This window comes from Duganella sp. GW821-FHT07F09, assembly GCF_059418705.1.
In genome coordinates this window covers 494331-510298 of the sequence record NZ_JBWKQJ010000005.1, presented here as the reverse complement: position 1 = coordinate 510298, position 15968 = coordinate 494331, and the positions used below count along the sequence as shown (strand labels likewise).

12 protein-coding genes and 1 pseudogene are annotated in these 15968 nt (G+C 61.4%); 7 read left to right on the top strand and 6 right to left on the bottom strand.

Annotation, left to right across the window (positions count from 1 at the left end; all coding sequences use genetic code 11):
• Nucleotides 1-65: 65 nt before the first annotated feature.
• Nucleotides 66-707 (top strand): uridine kinase, encoded by a 642-nt coding sequence (gene udk / locus AC07P1_RS16540; protein WP_494696840.1) that lies wholly within the window; start codon nt 66-68, stop codon nt 705-707.
• Between the two features lie 74 nt (nt 708-781).
• Here the strand turns inward: udk and AC07P1_RS16535 are convergent, their stop codons facing one another.
• The 3 genes from AC07P1_RS16535 to AC07P1_RS16525 all read right to left on the bottom strand — a co-directional run bounded on the left by AC07P1_RS16535 (nt 782) and on the right by AC07P1_RS16525 (nt 5960).
• Nucleotides 782-2446 carry a glycoside hydrolase family 43 protein gene (locus tag AC07P1_RS16535; RefSeq protein WP_494696839.1) on the bottom strand — a complete coding sequence of 555 codons (1665 nt, stop codon included), beginning with the start codon at nt 2444-2446 and terminating at the stop codon, nt 782-784.
• Nucleotides 2447-2478: 32 nt separating this feature from the next.
• Complete coding sequence (locus AC07P1_RS16530) at nt 2479-5556, bottom strand: TonB-dependent receptor (RefSeq protein ID WP_494696838.1); 3078 nt, start codon at nt 5554-5556, stop codon at nt 2479-2481.
• A gap of 68 nt (nt 5557-5624) precedes the next feature.
• Complete coding sequence (locus AC07P1_RS16525; RefSeq protein ID WP_494696837.1) at nt 5625-5960, bottom strand: hypothetical protein; 336 nt, start codon at nt 5958-5960, stop codon at nt 5625-5627.
• Nucleotides 5961-5973: 13 nt separating this feature from the next.
• Here AC07P1_RS16525 and AC07P1_RS16520 point away from each other — a divergent pair, with 13 nt between their 5' ends.
• The 4 genes from AC07P1_RS16520 to AC07P1_RS16505 all read left to right on the top strand — a co-directional run bounded on the left by AC07P1_RS16520 (nt 5974) and on the right by AC07P1_RS16505 (nt 11889).
• Nucleotides 5974-7314 carry a hypothetical protein gene (locus AC07P1_RS16520; protein ID WP_494696836.1) on the top strand — a complete coding sequence of 447 codons (1341 nt, stop codon included), beginning with the start codon at nt 5974-5976 and terminating at the stop codon, nt 7312-7314.
• 11 nt (nt 7315-7325) lie between these two features.
• A complete protein-coding gene (locus tag AC07P1_RS16515; protein WP_494696835.1) occupies nt 7326-8993 on the top strand; it encodes a hypothetical protein in 1668 nt (555 codons plus the stop codon).
• A 69-nt stretch (nt 8994-9062) separates the two neighbouring features.
• Nucleotides 9063-10508, top strand: a complete 1446-nt coding sequence (locus AC07P1_RS16510) for a CHAT domain-containing protein (RefSeq protein ID WP_494696834.1) — start codon at nt 9063-9065, stop codon at nt 10506-10508.
• On the top strand, nt 10501-11889 hold the full coding sequence (locus AC07P1_RS16505; protein ID WP_494696833.1) for a hypothetical protein: 1389 nt from the start codon (nt 10501-10503) through the stop codon (nt 11887-11889). Before AC07P1_RS16510 ends, AC07P1_RS16505 begins: the two co-directional genes overlap by 8 nt.
• A gap of 76 nt (nt 11890-11965) precedes the next feature.
• Here the strand turns inward: AC07P1_RS16505 and AC07P1_RS16500 are convergent, their stop codons facing one another.
• Nucleotides 11966-13945: a peptidase U32 family protein gene (locus AC07P1_RS16500; RefSeq protein ID WP_494696832.1), complete on the bottom strand. Its 1980-nt coding sequence runs from the start codon at nt 13943-13945 to the stop codon at nt 11966-11968.
• A gap of 177 nt (nt 13946-14122) precedes the next feature.
• Between AC07P1_RS16500 and AC07P1_RS16495 the strand changes: the two genes are divergently transcribed.
• On the top strand, nt 14123-14506 hold the full coding sequence (locus AC07P1_RS16495) for a hypothetical protein (RefSeq protein WP_494696831.1): 384 nt from the start codon (nt 14123-14125) through the stop codon (nt 14504-14506).
• Nucleotides 14479-14664, top strand: a pseudogene (locus AC07P1_RS16490) (hypothetical protein); the annotation flags it as partial. The gene AC07P1_RS16495 and the pseudogene AC07P1_RS16490, both read left to right, overlap by 28 nt.
• A gap of 74 nt (nt 14665-14738) precedes the next feature.
• Here the strand turns inward: AC07P1_RS16490 and AC07P1_RS16485 are convergent.
• Together AC07P1_RS16485 and AC07P1_RS16480 are read right to left on the bottom strand one after the other, a co-directional pair.
• Complete coding sequence (locus AC07P1_RS16485; protein ID WP_494696830.1) at nt 14739-15479, bottom strand: NADPH-dependent F420 reductase; 741 nt, start codon at nt 15477-15479, stop codon at nt 14739-14741.
• 100 nt (nt 15480-15579) lie between these two features.
• Nucleotides 15580-15945 (bottom strand): MarR family winged helix-turn-helix transcriptional regulator, encoded by a 366-nt coding sequence (locus tag AC07P1_RS16480; RefSeq protein WP_494696829.1) that lies wholly within the window; start codon nt 15943-15945, stop codon nt 15580-15582.
• Nucleotides 15946-15968: the final 23 nt, after the last annotated feature.

Sequence of the window (15968 nt, the reverse complement as noted above, 5' to 3'; positions counted from 1 at the left end):
CGTCGCATGGGTTGGGAATCGAGCCGGTCCCTGTTAGTTCGATCCCGGTTCCGGTATCATTCGGTATGAATAAGATTTCTTTCCATCCTTTTGTTATCGGTGTCGCCGGCGGAAGCGGCAGTGGCAAGTCAACGGTGTCCCAGCAAGTGCTCGCTTCGTTCGGCTCCGATATGGTCTCTGTCGTGATGCAGGACGATTACTACTGCGACCAATCCCATCTCACCCCTGAAGTCCGCCGCAAGCAGAATTACGACCATCCGCAGGCCTTCGACTGGCCGTTGCTGGTAAAGCACGTCCAAGCCTTGCGCAACGGCGAAGCGATCGAGATGCCGGAGTACGACTTCACGCTGGACAATCGCTCCAACCGGACCATTCCGGTCAAGCCGGCGCCGGTCATCGTCATTGAAGGGCTGTTTGCCCTGTATGACGCGGACCTGCGCAAAATGATGTCGCTGAAGATCTTTGTCGATACCGCCTCCGACGTGCGCTTCATCCGCCGCATGCAACGCGATATCACCGAACGCGGCCGGTCGGTGGAAAGCGTCGTCGACCAGTATCTGGAAACCGTGCGGCCGATGCACCAGCAATTCATCGAGCCAACCAAGCGCCACGCCGATGTCATTATTCCGCATGGCGCCAATGGTCCGGCGGTCGATGTCATCACCACCAAGGTGGCGAGCGTGATCGGCCAGCTGAAACGGCCCTGATTTTGTCGCCTGAAGCTCCCTGGAAACGGTAGCCGGCCCGCAGCGTCGCCGCTAGCGCGGCGCCGCGCACGCGTTCAATCCGCCCCGGTCGACTGCACGTAGGGGCCGATGACGACGCCGACAAAGCCCTTGGCTTTTTGCGTGGACAGGAAGGTCACGTCGACGTCCTTCTTGAGCGCTCTGACCTGCCCGCCGCTGCGGTAGCTGTAGGCGGAACGGCCGCCGCGCATCTCCATGATCAGCTCGACACGTTGGTCCGTCACCGGCGCCGATTCCAGCAAGGTTTCCTTGCCATCCTCGTATTTGTACAGCGCAACCATGCGGCGGCCGGCCGTTTGCGTCACGCCCATGAACAGGTAGTTCGCATCGTTTTGGATGGCGATCAGGCCGGCGCGGTCGCCGTCGCGCCGCGGCGCGTAGTCGACCACGGTCGACACGGTTGCGTCATGGTGTTGCTGGCGCCGGCCGATAAAGCCCGGCACGCCGTCAAGCTTGCCCAGCGGCTGGCCGGAGTTCAGCACCAGGTCGCCCTGGTCGATCTTGTACAGCTGGCCGCGCGGTGTGCGCATGCCGATCCAGGCGGCGGAGAGCGGCTTGTCGAATTCCTCGACGTAGCTGAAGTCGCCGTTCATCGGCAGCGCGGGCGCCGGCTGGGCAGGCAGTTTGGGCTTGGCCAAGGTGTAGGGCACCGGCTTGCCTTGTTCGAGGATCATCGGCCAGCCATCCTTCCACGTCACCGGCAGCAGGAAGGTTTCACGACCGATATTGTAGAAATTGCCGGGGTAGGGGCGGGTGGCCAGGAAAACCGCCCACCAGTCGCCCTGCCGGGTCTGCACCAGCTTGGCGTGGCCGGTGGTCGTGACCGGATTGGCGCGGGCCGGATCCAGATCGCGCTGGGTCAGGATCGGATTGGCCGGTCCGGGCACATACGGCCCCATGACGTCCTTGGAGCGCAGGATCACTTCGGAGTGATTGTCCCCGGTCCCGCCTTCGGCGCACATCAAATAATAGTAGCCGTCCTTCTTCAGCAGATGCGGGCCTTCGATCCAGATCGGATTCTTGGCCGGGACCACGCCGCCGTCGATCAGCACCTTCGGCGTGCCGATGCGCTGGAAGCTGGCCGGGTCGATCTCCGTGATCCAGATGGCGCGGTGGCCGTCGTAGCGCGGAGTGCCGACGGGCGCGTCGTTGTGGACCACGTAGGCCTTGTCGCCGTCCCAGAAGATCGACGGGTCGATGCCGTTCAAGCCTTTGATGGTGACCGGTTGGGACCAGGGGCCGGACGGCTTATCCGCCGTGATGACGAAGTTGCCCATGCCGCCGGGGCAGCTGGAGCAGGTGGTGATGATGTAATAGCGGCCGTTGTGGAACGAGATGTCCGGCGCGTAGATGCCCTGCGAGCCGCGCACGCCGGTGAAGTCGACCTGTTCCGGGCGGTCCAGCGCGTTGCCGATCTGCGTCCACGTGACCATGTCCCTTGAATGCATGACCGGCAGGCCCGGGAAGTTGGTGAACGATGAATTGACGATGTAGTAGTCGTCGCCCACGCGGGCGATCGACGGGTCGGGGAAATAACCCGACAGAATGGGGTTGAGGAATTCGCCGGTGCGCGGCCTGGCCTGCTCCAGCGATTTGCCCGCGTAGCTGAAGCGCTCGAAGCGCGCGCTCGCGGCGGTGTCGGCGGCCTGGGCCGTCGACACCGCGCACAGTGCCGCGACAAGTAAGATTTTCTGATTCATTTACAAACCCTAAAAGTGCGGCACCGGCTGCGTTAGAACTTCATGCGCAGACCGAGGGCGAAGGTACGGCCCGGATCATACTGGGACATCGTGGCGTTCGGGAACTGGAAGTATCCGCGACGCTTGGCCTTGTTCAGGTTGACGATGTCGAAGGTGATCATCGGCAGTCCATCGCGGTCGAACACCTGGTCGAGCTCGATGCTCGACGAGAAGTCCCACTGCTTGTAGGTGTCGCTGAACAGCGCCGCCTGGGTGATGCCGCTCTGGTTCGCCGTCGCCACCTGGCTTCCCTGCGAGTAGGTGTGCATGAAGCGCGCCATGTAGCCGTGGTTCTCGTAGTAGACGCCGAAGTTGTTGGTCTTCTTCGGCACGCCCAATGCGATGAAACCTTTCGAGCCCTCGCCGCTGGCCTTCTGGTTGATCAGGGTCAGCGTTTCGTTGAAGCCGAAGCCCTTGATCGGCAGCCACTTGTCGAGCGGCTGGACCCAACCCACTTCCAGGCCGCGAATGCGCAGGATGCCGTCGGCGTTGCGTGGACGCGTCATCACGACGGTGGCCACGTCCGGGCCGCCGCGCGAATCGATCGCCAGCTGCTGGGTCGGAATCAGGGTGCCGTAGTTGATGCCGTACTGTGCCAGCGCGGAGAACGGCATGGTGACGTTCTCGTCAATGGTGAAGCCGTTGACGCGCTTCTGGAAGCCGGTCACCGAAACATAACCTTCGCGGCCGGTGTACCAGTCGATGCCCAGGTCGATGTTGTCCGACAAATAAGGCTTCAGGTTTGGATTGCCCTGGGTGCCCGTGTCCGCCGAGACGCCGGAGAAATTGACGCCAGGACGCAGCGAATTTGGATTAACCCGCGTCATGCTGCGCGACAGGGCGGCGCGCACCACCACGTCCTTCATCACGTCGACCGCCAGGGTGCCGGAAGGCAGCGTATTGCTGTACTCCGAATCCTGGTAGACCCACGAATCGATGTTCGGATATTTGCTGCCGTTCAGCGGCAAGGTGGCGTTGCGTGGATCGCTGAAGGAATTGCGCGAACCGACCTGCTGTTGGGTGCGGACGTAGCGCACGCCGACGTTCCAGCGGGTGTTGAAGCCGGCCGGCGCCAATTCGCCGCTCGCCTCCAGATAGACAGCTTTCGATTTCTCGCGGATGTAGCCGGCGCTGGCGCCGGTCGACGAGGCGCCCGTGTCCGGCGCGTTGCTGTTGAAGAAGTTGTAGTTGGAATCCTGGCGGAAGCGATCCCAGTCCAGCGCCAGGTTGCCGTACGGGCCAGGCGACAGATAGCTCGGCAGCGCCGCGTTGGTGATCAGCGAACCCTGGTAGGTCAGCGGAGCGGTCTGGCCGGCCGTGTAGCCGGTGCCGTAGCCCGGGTACAGCGCGGCGGCGCTGGCGCCCGGGGTGTTGGCGCCGTTGCATGGCGGCGCGCCGTTCGGGCCTTGCAGGAACACCGACGGATTGTTGCCGCAGACGGCCGCCTGCCAGGCGGCGGAGTTGTCCTGGCCGCGGATGGTGCGGTCGATATCGTCCCAGGCGAAGCCGCCCTTGATCAGCAGCTTCTTGTCGCCCCAGGCCAGGTTGGTGTGGAAGCCCTTGGTCTCGGTCTCGCGCAACTCGTTCTGGACATTGACGCGGCCGCCGATCCACTGGTAATTGGCCGGGTTGTTCAGGTCCATATTGGACACGATGGACGGCACGCCGCCATTGTTGGCGTAGGTGATCGTGTTGCCGCTGTTGGGCGCGGTGATCGGCATGACCGTCGGCGCCTCGTGGGTGAAGCGGCTGCGGTTCCAGTTACCGGCGACGTCGAGCGACAGCTTCGGCGTGATCTTCCATTCCATGCCGGGGTTGATGCCCAGCAGGTCGACCTTGTCGCGGCGCGGGCCGAACTCGATGAAGTTGAGCGCGTTGGCGAAGGTACCGGAGGTCACCGTGCAGCCGTTGGTGCAATCGGTTTTGTCGACCGTCATGTTCAGCGGAATGGCGCCATTGTTACGCACGGCCCACGTGTAGCCGTTACGCGTCATGTCGTCGTCCTTCTTGCTGTACATGGTGTCCAGGTAGAAGTGCAGGTCCTGCGTCGGCCGGTACTCGGCGGCGAACACGCCGGAAATCTTGTCCTTGGTGCCGTAGTACTCCATGGTGCGGCCCAGGCGCGGAATGATTGCGTTGTCAATCTGGCCGATGGTCAAGCCCGGATTGTTCGCCAGCAGGAACGCCTCGTTGATCGGCGTACCCGCCACCAGGCCGTTGCCGGCGCCGGCTGGAACGGTGGCCGGAATGGTCCAGTTGCCGCCGCCGGTGTTGTTGCGGGTCGGCGAGCTGCTCTGCGACGCGGTCAGGTTGGGATTGGTCCAGCCCACGGTCTCGAAACCGGTGGTGCGGGCCTGCTGGCGCGAGAACGAGATGCCGCCCAGGATACCGAACTTGCCGTCCCAGGTGTTGCTGGCCATGATATTGCCGCGCATGCCGGCCTTGTCGGCGATCTGCTGCTTGGTGCCGGTCAGGCCCATGGACAGCTGCTTGCCTTCCTTGTCGAACGGGCGCGCGCTGCGCAGGTTGACGACGCCGGCGGCGCCGCCCTCGATCTGGCCCGCGGTCGGGCTCTTGCTGACGGTCAGCTTGGTGAACAGGTCGGTCGGCAGCAGATCCAGGTCGACTTCGCGGTTGGTGTTGGCACCGTCGATCGGGCCGGACGAGGCCACGGCGATCGGGGAATTGTTCAGCAGAATCTTGGTGAACGACGAGCCCAGGCCACGGATCTGGATGGTCATGCCCTCGCCGGTGACGTCGCGCGACACGCCGACGCCGGGAACGCGGCTGAGCGATTCGGCCAGGTTCTTGTCGGGGAACTTGCCGAAATCCTCGGCGTTGATCGAATCCTGGAAGCCGACGGCCTCCTTCTTGTCGCGTGCGGACGACAGCAAGCTGTTGCGGTAACCGGTGACTTGGACGCTGGTGATCGGCGCCTCCGCGGTGGTGGCGCTGGTGGTATCGGCGGGGGTGGCGGGGGCGGTTTGCTGGGCGTAGGCCTGGGCGATCATGCTGGCCATGACGGTCAGCCCAAGCGCCGCGCGCCGGCTGGCGGTCGTACGTTGATTCATTGCGGTCTCCTGTTTTTTATCGGTACTGGCGTGCTTTTCCTGTTTTTTTCAGCACGACAACGCCAAGTCTAGGAGGCGGCTTGAGCAAAGTCAACAACTTCAAACAAAATTTGATAAGCGCAACCATTTTGAACAACACAAGGCACGGCGGGGCGCGGGTCTATGTTATGCGGTACGGAAATGAAGTGTGAAGCGCGGCGTGATAAGCGTAACCATTGGGACATAGCGAGGCTTACGTCAACCAAATTCGCCACGGATGTTATCAATATGTCTTTTCTAATAGTTATTGATTTATTGACTTCGTTGATTTTCCGCATGCAGAATGTCAACTTAAATCTTGCAAATACCACATCGGTGATGTAGGCGGATCTGACAAGAATAATATTAAACAATGGTTTGTCCATACCAGGAGTTCTCATGTCCAATCAGCTGCCTGCTGGGCCATTTAAGGTCCTGGAGTCTGGTGCGCCCGTTTACCTGATACCTTTTGATAAACATGGCGAATGCGTGGCGCCTCTTACGCGCGAGCACTTGCTAAAGACACTTTCTGAAGGCGGGTTCACTCACGTCATCATTTTCTCCCACGGTTGGAATAACGATTGGGCTGCCGCCACCGCCCGCTACGAAAACTTCATCCAGGGCTATCTGAAACAGCATAAGGGTCTTGTTGCTGAGAACGAAATCGGAATAAAACCGTTGCTCGTTGGAATATTCTGGCCGAGTACGGCATTAGTACTGCAGAGTGAAGACGCCCCAACCATGGCCGGGACCGCCAATGTCCCATGGGCACCGGCCGTCGAAGATGCCTCCTGGCTCGAGCAGGCGACAAACAATCTGGCTGACGATCTGCCGGAGGGCGAGCGCGGCCAATTCCGGCAGTTGCTAAGCAAAACTTCACCGATCAGCGCGCAGGAGCGTAGCGAACTAAGCGTTACGATCGCTCCGCTTTTGGCGAGCTGGGGTGCGGATGCGGCGGATATTATCCTCGCGGCCGGCGAAGTTGCCGTGCCAATGACAGCGACGAAGTCGGACGATGACGGCGGAGGCATGCTGGCCGACGATGTCGCCACCGCACCTAACGCGGCATTTAATTTGCTCGGCGTTTTGACGTCGCCGCGGTGGCTGTTACGCGTATTCACAGTGCTGCAAATGAAGGATCGCGCGGTACGTGTTGGCGGCGCAGGCGTTTCGCTACTGTTGCGGCACATTTTGCAAACTTGTGATGCAAAGGTCAGTCTGGTTGGCCACTCCTACGGGTGTCTCGTGATGCTATCTGCTGTCGCGGCCATACCCGAAGTGGAGATGCCCCGCAAAATCAATTCCATCCTGCTGTTGCAGCCTGCGGTATCCCAGTACTGCTTTGCCGCCCATGTTCCCGGAAAACCCGAGTCCGGCGGCTATCGGATTGTCTTCGAGCGCGTGCACCAGCCCATCCTTAGCACCTACAGCGCACACGATTTGCCGCTCACTAAGCTGTTTCATCTAGCCGCCCGCCGCGCGGAAGATCTCGGTCAACCGAAAATCGCCGCCGGCGGCGCACCAAGCCAATATGCCGCGCTCGGCGGATACGGTCCGGCTGGCTGCTTAGCGGCCGAGTACACCGATGTGCCCATCCCTCAATTCAATCACCCGTACACACTGGGCCAGTCCGAAGTCCGTCTGATCGCGCTCAAGGCAGACTCCGCGATCATGGGCCATGGCGCCATTAGCGTTGCCGCAACATGGTGGGCGCTGTATCAGCAAATTCATGCGGCATAGGGGAGGATGCCATGACCGCTTCGAAGGAAGAGCTGCTGGTCCTTGCGCTGTCCGTGGATGCCGCGCCCGCTCCGCGTGATGAGGACCTGCCCACTGCCGCCTCCTTCGGCCTCAGGGCGGAGCGGGCACTGGAAGATGTGAGCCGGCGCATTCAGGAATCCACCAACCAGATTGTCCCGGATCGGCTGCGCGTCAAGATGGAGCTGAGCTACGGTGCCAACGTATTTGGCAGTTGGCTATTTTCAGCGGCCGATCTGAATCTGCCGCTGGCTCCGGAGGCATTGATCCAGCTGGAGGAGCGTGTAGCCGGGCTAAGGCCAGCCATCAACAGCATTGCCGCACGCAGCACCTGGGCGCTGACCGACCGGCTGTCCACGCGGACCCTCGACTTGCTCGATAAAGTACGTCAGCGATTGAGTGCGGATCCATCGTTGCCGCTGGCGATATCCAAATCACTGAGCCAAACCGTCGAATCACTGGCGACCGATCAGCAGACTATCTGGCTGAAGTTATCGCAACCTTCGGGCTTCTTGCCATTGCTCCCGTGGGAGCGGATGTTAAGGCCTGCCTTGGGCAGGCCTATTGCACGCCTGGCGCGGCGCCTTACACAGGGAATGTCGGGGATCACGGCCCAGGACTTGATACTGATTTGCACCGGAGTCGATGCTGCCCCGGTAGTCGATCCCGAGTCCGTTGTTGCCATATGCCGGAGTATGCTCGACTCCGGCCGGCCGCCAAAGCGCGCTGTCGTGCATTTGTTTGCCGATGCGCTGCATCGCCCGCTCATTGCCGATGCCCTCGCTCAACATGGTTTGCAGACGATCGCTGAAGGCGAGCCAGAATACGGGCGCGGAATTGTGCTCTACGATAGTCCTATAGAAGAGCAACTGGGGGGCGCCGATCCGGCGTCATCGCCGCCGGAGCGCGCCCAGAGCATCTGGGACCGGCCATGGGCCCGCTGGATCAAGACGTCAATGGCGGGCAGGGCAGCGGACGTGATCCATATCGTTTGCACCGCACATTTCTCGCACGCGCAGGCGGTATTGCATTTTTCCCCCGACCCGGGCAAGGCGCCGGTCTCCCTTGGCAGAGTGGGCAGATGGTTATCGAAAGAAGAAAAAGTGCGTTCGCGCTACGTGGACGCGCAACTGGGGTGTGACCTGGCCACCGAATTGGGCGTTTGGGCCATTGTGCTATCTGCGCCGACCCAAGCTTCCCTGCGTTGCCAGCGCGCGCTCATGTACCAGCTATCTGCCTTGTTGCCGGCCCTTGTCGCGGTGCATGACATGGTGTCCGACCCTGCGGCGGCCGCGTGCGCGCCTCTATACCGAATGCTGACAGGAGGCGCATGGCAGATGGCTACGTTTACCCATCCAGCTTTAGTGGTGCAATGCGACCCCTCTGATTTTCAGCCCGAAGTTTCAGAAGCCTGGTTGAAAAATTCTCTTGGCAAGGGATTTATTGAAGCCTATGAAGCGGTTAAGACCGAGATGAACCGCGACGCGGCAACGCCGACCTGGGCCGCCGTCATGCAGCGGAACATCGAGCAGTCGGCTTCGATCCAGTTGAGCGATACGCCCCTGACCGAGCGCGACAAGGCCGCTCGTGACGGTGTGGCCAGCGCCTTGACCGAAGCGATGGCCATCCTGACCAAGCATATGGGTCCGAATATTCAGTAGGGGTGAAAAATGTGCCGTGGGCTAGTGATAAATATTTTTCCTGCGAAGACCTCCGTAGCGGAAGTACTCATGATGGCCGTCGCCGAGACGCCGGACAATAGCGCGCAATCGGCGCTGGCGATCCAATTGGATGCCCGGTCGGACCAAGCGCCATTTTCCAACCTGACGCTGCTGCCGTTGCAAAAAGACATGGTCAAGACCTGCGGCGTCAAGTTGTATGACTGCCTTCACCAGATTCCGCGCTTTAGCGGAACCCGGCTCGACGCGGCATACCGAACGCCAATCTACTTTAAATTGGAAAGTCCAGCGTCCGAAAACTTGCCCTGGGAGGCATTGTGGCATCAGGATCGTTTTATAGCGCTGGAACCGAACTGGCCCATCGCGCGCCTGCCACCAACCAGCCGGCAAAGCGACAGAACGCCCTGGATCGAACCGGAAATCACCATTCTGTTGATCCTTGCCGCCGCGTGGGGGGCCGGCCCTGAAGGTGTTAGCGCGGTCGGCGAGTGGGAGGCAATCTGGCGGCAACTCCAAGCATCCCCCTCACCAGGCCGACTACGGGTGCATGTACTCACCTGCCAAATGGAGATCCTCGAGCAGATCGACTTAGCGGAGGAAGGGGACGTACGGGTAACGGGCGAGCTACTGGCGTCCGCCCAGACTTTTCACCAAGCGGTGTCGATCCTCGCGCCAAATATCGTACATTTCTTCTGTCACGGCGATGCCCGGGAAAGTGAACCTCAACTCAACCTCGCCACGATGAGCGATTATGATGCCGAAATAGAGGTCGGACGCATATTCTTCGGTATCGCCGAGCTCGGCCCATTGGCGCGCAACGAAAGTCTGTGGCTCATCACGCTCAACTGTTGCCAAGGCGCGCGCGCGACGGGCGGTGTGCATTCGCTGGCGGCTAAGCTGGCAGAACAGGGCGTGCCGGCCGTGGTCGCAATGCGTGAAAGCGTCGACTTCAGGAAGGCGCACACCTTCGCAGGCGAATATTACCGGGCCTTGATCGCCTCGCTGACCCAGTTACTACCTAGCGCGCAAGCGGCGAATGACGGCGAGTCCGTCACGATTCCCGAGCAGGTGTGGTTGGATTCGATGTACCTGCCGAGGGTTTTGCTCGCCGGCCAGGAACGGCACCAGGATCCAGCCTGGACCTTGCCGGTGGTATATCTGCACCGGGGAGAGCTGAAATTACGGGCGCGTCCGCGGTCCGCGAGCGTGATGATGCTACTGCAGCTGCATGAACAGGCCGGCATCACCAAGCTACGCAGCCAAGCCGCCACCTTTCGCACCCTGCAAGTACCAGAGACAGACGATACCTCGGCCACCGTGAGACATATGCTCGTCGCAAACGCAGAACGATACGAGCGGGAAGCGGACGAGCTTGAACGCAGGGCGTTGCAGGTGTATGTGCGGAACGGCGTAAAGGGTATAAGCTTGCGCGTGGCGCAGGAGCGGCTGAGCGACCTCATGGAGCGTTACGCTGCGGGAGTCGGCGACGATGAATAATCGGCTGGAACTGCAAATTAACGGTTACGACCCCTCGGGCGCCAGTATGGCCGACGCCATCAGCCTCGACAGCCGGCTGTCGAAACGCTTCGCGTTGCGTGAAAAAGGCCAGCCGGCCGGCGCCGCTCTGGCGCCCGGGCCGGTGGCCGATCTGAACGACTTTATCCATGCCGACGTCGGTTGGGGCTTGATTGTGTCTGCAACGACGACAACGCTGCCGCCCGCGTTGCAGGCCTTGGTTCATCACCGCCAAGGGGAAATCTTCCATTATTTGCCCGACTGGGAGCGGCGCCAGACGTTTCTGCGCAATCCGGCGCTGAACAGGGATGTCGCCATCGCCGCTTCGGCAAGGGGGAAGGGACCGGGAAGACTTCCGTATTACCTGATGATCTACGGAGGGCCGGACGAGATACCTTGGGCTTTGCAGTTTTCGCTTGCCGCGACGCGCGCGGTAGGCCGTTTGCCACTGGTCGGCGCCGCGCTTGATAACTATGTCAACGCGGTGTTGAGCGACTTCGATAAAGAGTCGGCCGATCCCTATACGACAGTCACCTGGAGCGTCGACACCTCGCCTAGCGACATCAGCCATTTAATGCGCGATCATCTGGCAGCCAAACTGCATCAGCAATTCCTTACAGACAAGGAAATGGGACTTACCAAATCAGTTTTCCTAGACGGCGGAGCGGACCCGCAGCTAGCGACCACGGAGCGCCTGATGGCCGAGTTGAAGACGCGCCGGCCCGGGATTATCATCACCACCAGCCACGGCATGACCGGTCCGCTGTCCGAAGTAGCGCAAATGCGACGGACCATGGGATTGCCGGTCGACCAGAACGGCTCGCCGCTCCTGCCCGATGACCTGCTGGACGGCTGGCGTCCTGGAGGCGCCATCTGGTACTGCCACGCCTGCTGCTCGGCTGGCAGTGAAGCGCCAAGCTTTTTCGCACCGTTGTTCGAGGAGGGGAGCAACCTACGCGCGGTGCTCGACGGGATAGCGGCGGCGGGGTCGCTCGTGGCACCCTTGCCAATGCGGTTGCTTGGCGACAGCAATCCGGCACGCGCGTTTATCGGGCACGTCGAACCGACGTTTGACTGGACGCTACGCAATCCGAGTAATAGGCAAGTCATGACGGCGCCGATTGTCGATGCGATCTACCCAAGGCTGTTCCAAACACAATTGAAAACACCGGTCGGGCATGCGTTTCGCGAAGTCCACAACAATATTGGAGGCTATCTGGCGGCATGGGAGCAGGCCTCTGAACTCTATGCAGCAGGCTCGCGGAACCTCGGCGACCTGCTGGCGATGCAGTTGGCGGCACGGGATCTGCAAAGTCTCGTCATTATCGGGGACCCAGCCGTTAGCCTGCCGCTCAAGGTATAACTTGTCCGAGACGAATTACCCATCCATCGCGCCGTGCCCGGAAAAGCGCGAGCTGCTGATCCAGCACTTATCGCGACTATATTTCCGCGCGCGGGCGCTGGCGGTGGAAGACCAGCGGGCTGTACGGAATGTTCGACGGAGGAGGGGACTTCAGGATGCCCGGCTTCATGGCGCCGACGACGTGCATCTCGCAGGGTTTGCAGTCGAAACGCAGGGTGTAGGTGTGGTCGCCGCTGACCAGGGTCATCGGCTCGGCGCGGACCTGGCCCTGCACGCCTTGCACGCCCTTGGCTTGCTTGGGGCACAGGTTGAACGAGAAGCGCAGGCAGTGCTTGGTGATCATCAGCGGCACTTCGCCCGGCTCCTCGTGCGATTCGTAGGCGGCGGCGACCAGTTTGACGCCGTGCTTGTGGTAGAAGGCGCGCGCTTTCTCGTTGTAGACGTTGGCCAGGTAGCTGAGCTGGGTGTCGGGGTAGACCGCCGGCGGTTCGGCGCCGGCTTTGCGCGTCGGACGGTCCCATGCGGCCAGGCGCGCCGCTTCATGCGCTTCGATGGCGTCGCGGCGCAGCGCGTTGATCGCGGCAGCCGGTACGAACCACGGTTTGGACAGGCTCAATTCCACGCTGGCGGCCGAGAACATCGTGCCGCCCAGCTTGCCCAGGCTGGCACGCAGCGAGGTTTCCGCCTGCTCGGCTTGCTGTGCGGGCTGGTAGGCGATGACGGCGTCGGTTACGCTGACGATGCCGTCTTCATCGCGCAGCGACAGGCGCAGCCCGTCTCCGTGCTCGCTCAAGGACAGGTGCAGGTCGACCTTGCGGTCGGAGGACTTCTTGCTCAGCGTGCCTTCCCAGTGATGGTCGCGGTTGCGCAGGATGGACGCGCCGACCTTGAAACCGGTCAGCAGCCCGATCGTCTCGTTCGGGAACACGCGCCACTGCTCGCCATCGGCGCTGGCGCCGATTTTCTTCACCGTGTTGGCCTGGATGCCGAACGATTCGCGCTTGTACATGTAATTCAGGCCGTCGCCGTTGGCCATCGGCCCGTTGGTGGTGATGTCGAAGTGGTCGGTGGCGATGCGCGTGACCGTGCCCAGTTCCACGCCGACGTATTTCGGGCTGTCGAAGGCGCCGATCTCTCCACCTTCGCGGCCGTGGGCGAAGTAATCCGTGTGGCCGCGATGGAAGGTCTTGTCCACATCCGGCGTGAACAGGATGTCGGTGCGGCCGCTGGCGGCGCGCGTGAATTCCGTGCGGCGCTCCAGGATTTCGTCCAGCAGCAGGCGGTAATGGGCCGTGATGTTCTTCACATAGCCCATGTCCTTGTAGCGGCCCTCGATCTTGAACGAGCGGATGCCGGCGTCGACCAGCGCCTCCAGATTGCGGCTCTGGTCGTTGTCCTTCATCGACAACAGGTGTTTTTCGTACGCCACCACGCGGCCTTTGGTGTCGCTCAGCGTATACGGCAGGCGGCAGGCCTGCGAGCAGTCGCCGCGATTGGCGCTACGGCCCGTGTCCGCGTGGGAAATGTAGCACTGGCCGGAATAGGCCACGCACAGCGCGCCGTGGATGAAGTATTCGAGCGGGGTGTCCACCTCGGCGCGGATCTTACGGATCTGTTCGATGGTCAGCTCGCGCGCCAGCACCAGCTGCGAGAAGCCGACGTCGCCGAGGAACTTGGCCTTTTCCATCGTGCGGATGTCGCACTGGGTACTTGCGTGCAACTGGATAGGCGGCAGATCCATCTCCAGCAGTCCCATGTCCTGCACGATCAGCGCGTCCACGCCGGCCTCGTATAGCTGCCAGATCTGCGCGCGGGCGGCGTCCAGCTCGGCGTCGTGCAGGATGGTGTTGAGCGTGACGAAGATGCGCGAACGGTAGCGGTGGGCGAACGCCACCAGTTTGGAGATTTCCTCGATCGAATTGCTGGCGTTGTGGCGCGCGCCGAAGGCGGGGCCGCCGATATAGACGGCGTCGGCGCCGTGCAAAATGGCCTCCCGGCCGATGTCGGCGGTTTTGGCGGGCGACAGCAGTTCGAGCTGATGGGCTAGCAAAGTCATGGCGTGATCCGGTGCGATGAAAGCAGCAATTATAGCGAGAAAGCGCGGCTGGCCGGACAATGTGCGCCGCACGATGGGCTAGCCGAAGTAATCGCACAGAAATTCGACGAACGTGCCCACTTTGGGGCTCACCAGCTGACGCGATGCATGTAATACCCAGCATTCGATGACAGGTCCTTGCGCCGTTCCCCAGGCGACCAGGCGGCCGGCGGCCATTTCGTCGGCTACACCAAGCTGAAGGCGGTAATGGATATTCTTGGCCTTGACATGGAAACCGTGCAGCCTTCCGGCTTGAAAAGCGCGTTGGCGGTCGCCGCACGCAGCATCAGTACCAGCTACCGGGACGTGGTGACGCCGGATATGCTATCGACTATGCTGCGTTCGGGCCAAGCGCCGGAGCAGTTCCAGCCTCATTTAATGGCCTTGCTGGATGAGACGCCATTGCCCATCGTGGTGAAAGCTGTCGCCGAGGCGGCCACGCCCGATGTGCCGGCCAAAAAAATCGTGAAGAATCTCAGCCAGGGGGCTAAACAATGGAAAGTATGCAGAGCGGTCTGGTAATGGTCTGGGCTCCGGGAATTCCCCGCACTTGGGAGACGTTGTTCACCCAGGCGTTAAAGGTTATCGGCGAGATCGGCAGGCACGGCCGCGACGATCCCTTCTGGACTTTCGGCGGCGGCACGGTTCTGATGTTGCGGTACGGCCGCCGTTTCAGCAAAGACATCGATATATTCGTACCCGATCCCGCTGGTCGCCATGCTCGACGCAGGGCGAGTGACGAACACGCGAACGGTCAGCGCGGCGCGCTGATCGCGCGATTGCGTTCGATGGTGTGTTCATGCGTCGGCGGCGTGGTGGCCTGCATAAATTCTTCAATCACCGCATCGCGATTCGCCGGAGCGCGATCCTTGTCCGCCGACGCTAAAGCTAGTCGCAGCTTGTCAACCGGCAGCTCGGTGCAATAGGCCGGCGTACCTGGTTGTTGGCGCCAGGACTCGGCCAACGTTCCGGCATCGACAGGATCGAATCCCGCTTCATCGACCAGTTGTTCCGCGATTTTTTTGCTGCGACTGTCATCACCGGCCACCGGGATGGCAATACGTCCATCAGCGCCGGCTGGACGGCCGTTTGCCGACAGCGTATGCGCCAATACCGCGTTGAACGCTTTGATGACCGGCCGGCCGAGTTGCTCGCCGGTCCACACGCTCTCCGGTTTGCCCTGCTCAACGTCGGCGATCTTTTGATCCCGCATCGGATAGTAGTTGGACGTGTCGATCACGCAAACATGCGCAGGCACATCCGCGAACAAGGCGTCAACGTCCGGAATGCTCGCGAAGGGAATGGACAAGATGACGACATCGACGTCTTTCACCGCGTCGAGCGATGCGACCGGACTGGCGCCAATTTTTTCAGCCTGATCACGTATCTGTTCAGGACCTTTTGAACCCGCCAGTTTGACCAGGTGGCCCTTTGCCGCGAATTTGCGCGCGAGCGTTCCGCCAATGTTACCCGCGCCGATTATGCCGATTTTCATGTTTTTCTCCTATAAGAAATACTGCGGCTCTTCGCCGATTGCCGGCGATACAAAAGAGGGGAGGGAGGACTTTTGCCGCGTAACAGAACCCGTGTTGGTTTCACTCCGGCGCCGGATGGGCCAGCGCTTCCAGGGTAAGGACCAGGTCATACATGTCCTTGTCGCTCAACTTGCATAGCGTCTTGATCTGGCTGGTGACGCTGCGGACCGGCATCTCAAGCGAGCGTCCGTGCGTGGTAAGGTCGACCATCACGCGCCGCTCATCCGCCGGGTCGCGCGTCCGCGTGACCATGCCGGCGATTTCGAGGCGCTTCACCAGCGGCGTGATCGTGCCGGTATCCATGCCGAGGCGTGCGCCAAGCAAGCCGACCGGCACCGGCGATTCTTCCAACAATTCGAGCATCGCCAGATACTGCGGAAACGTCAAACCTAGCGGTTCCAGCAGTGGCTTATGAAGGCGCGACATGCGGTTCGCCGCGCCGTAGAGCG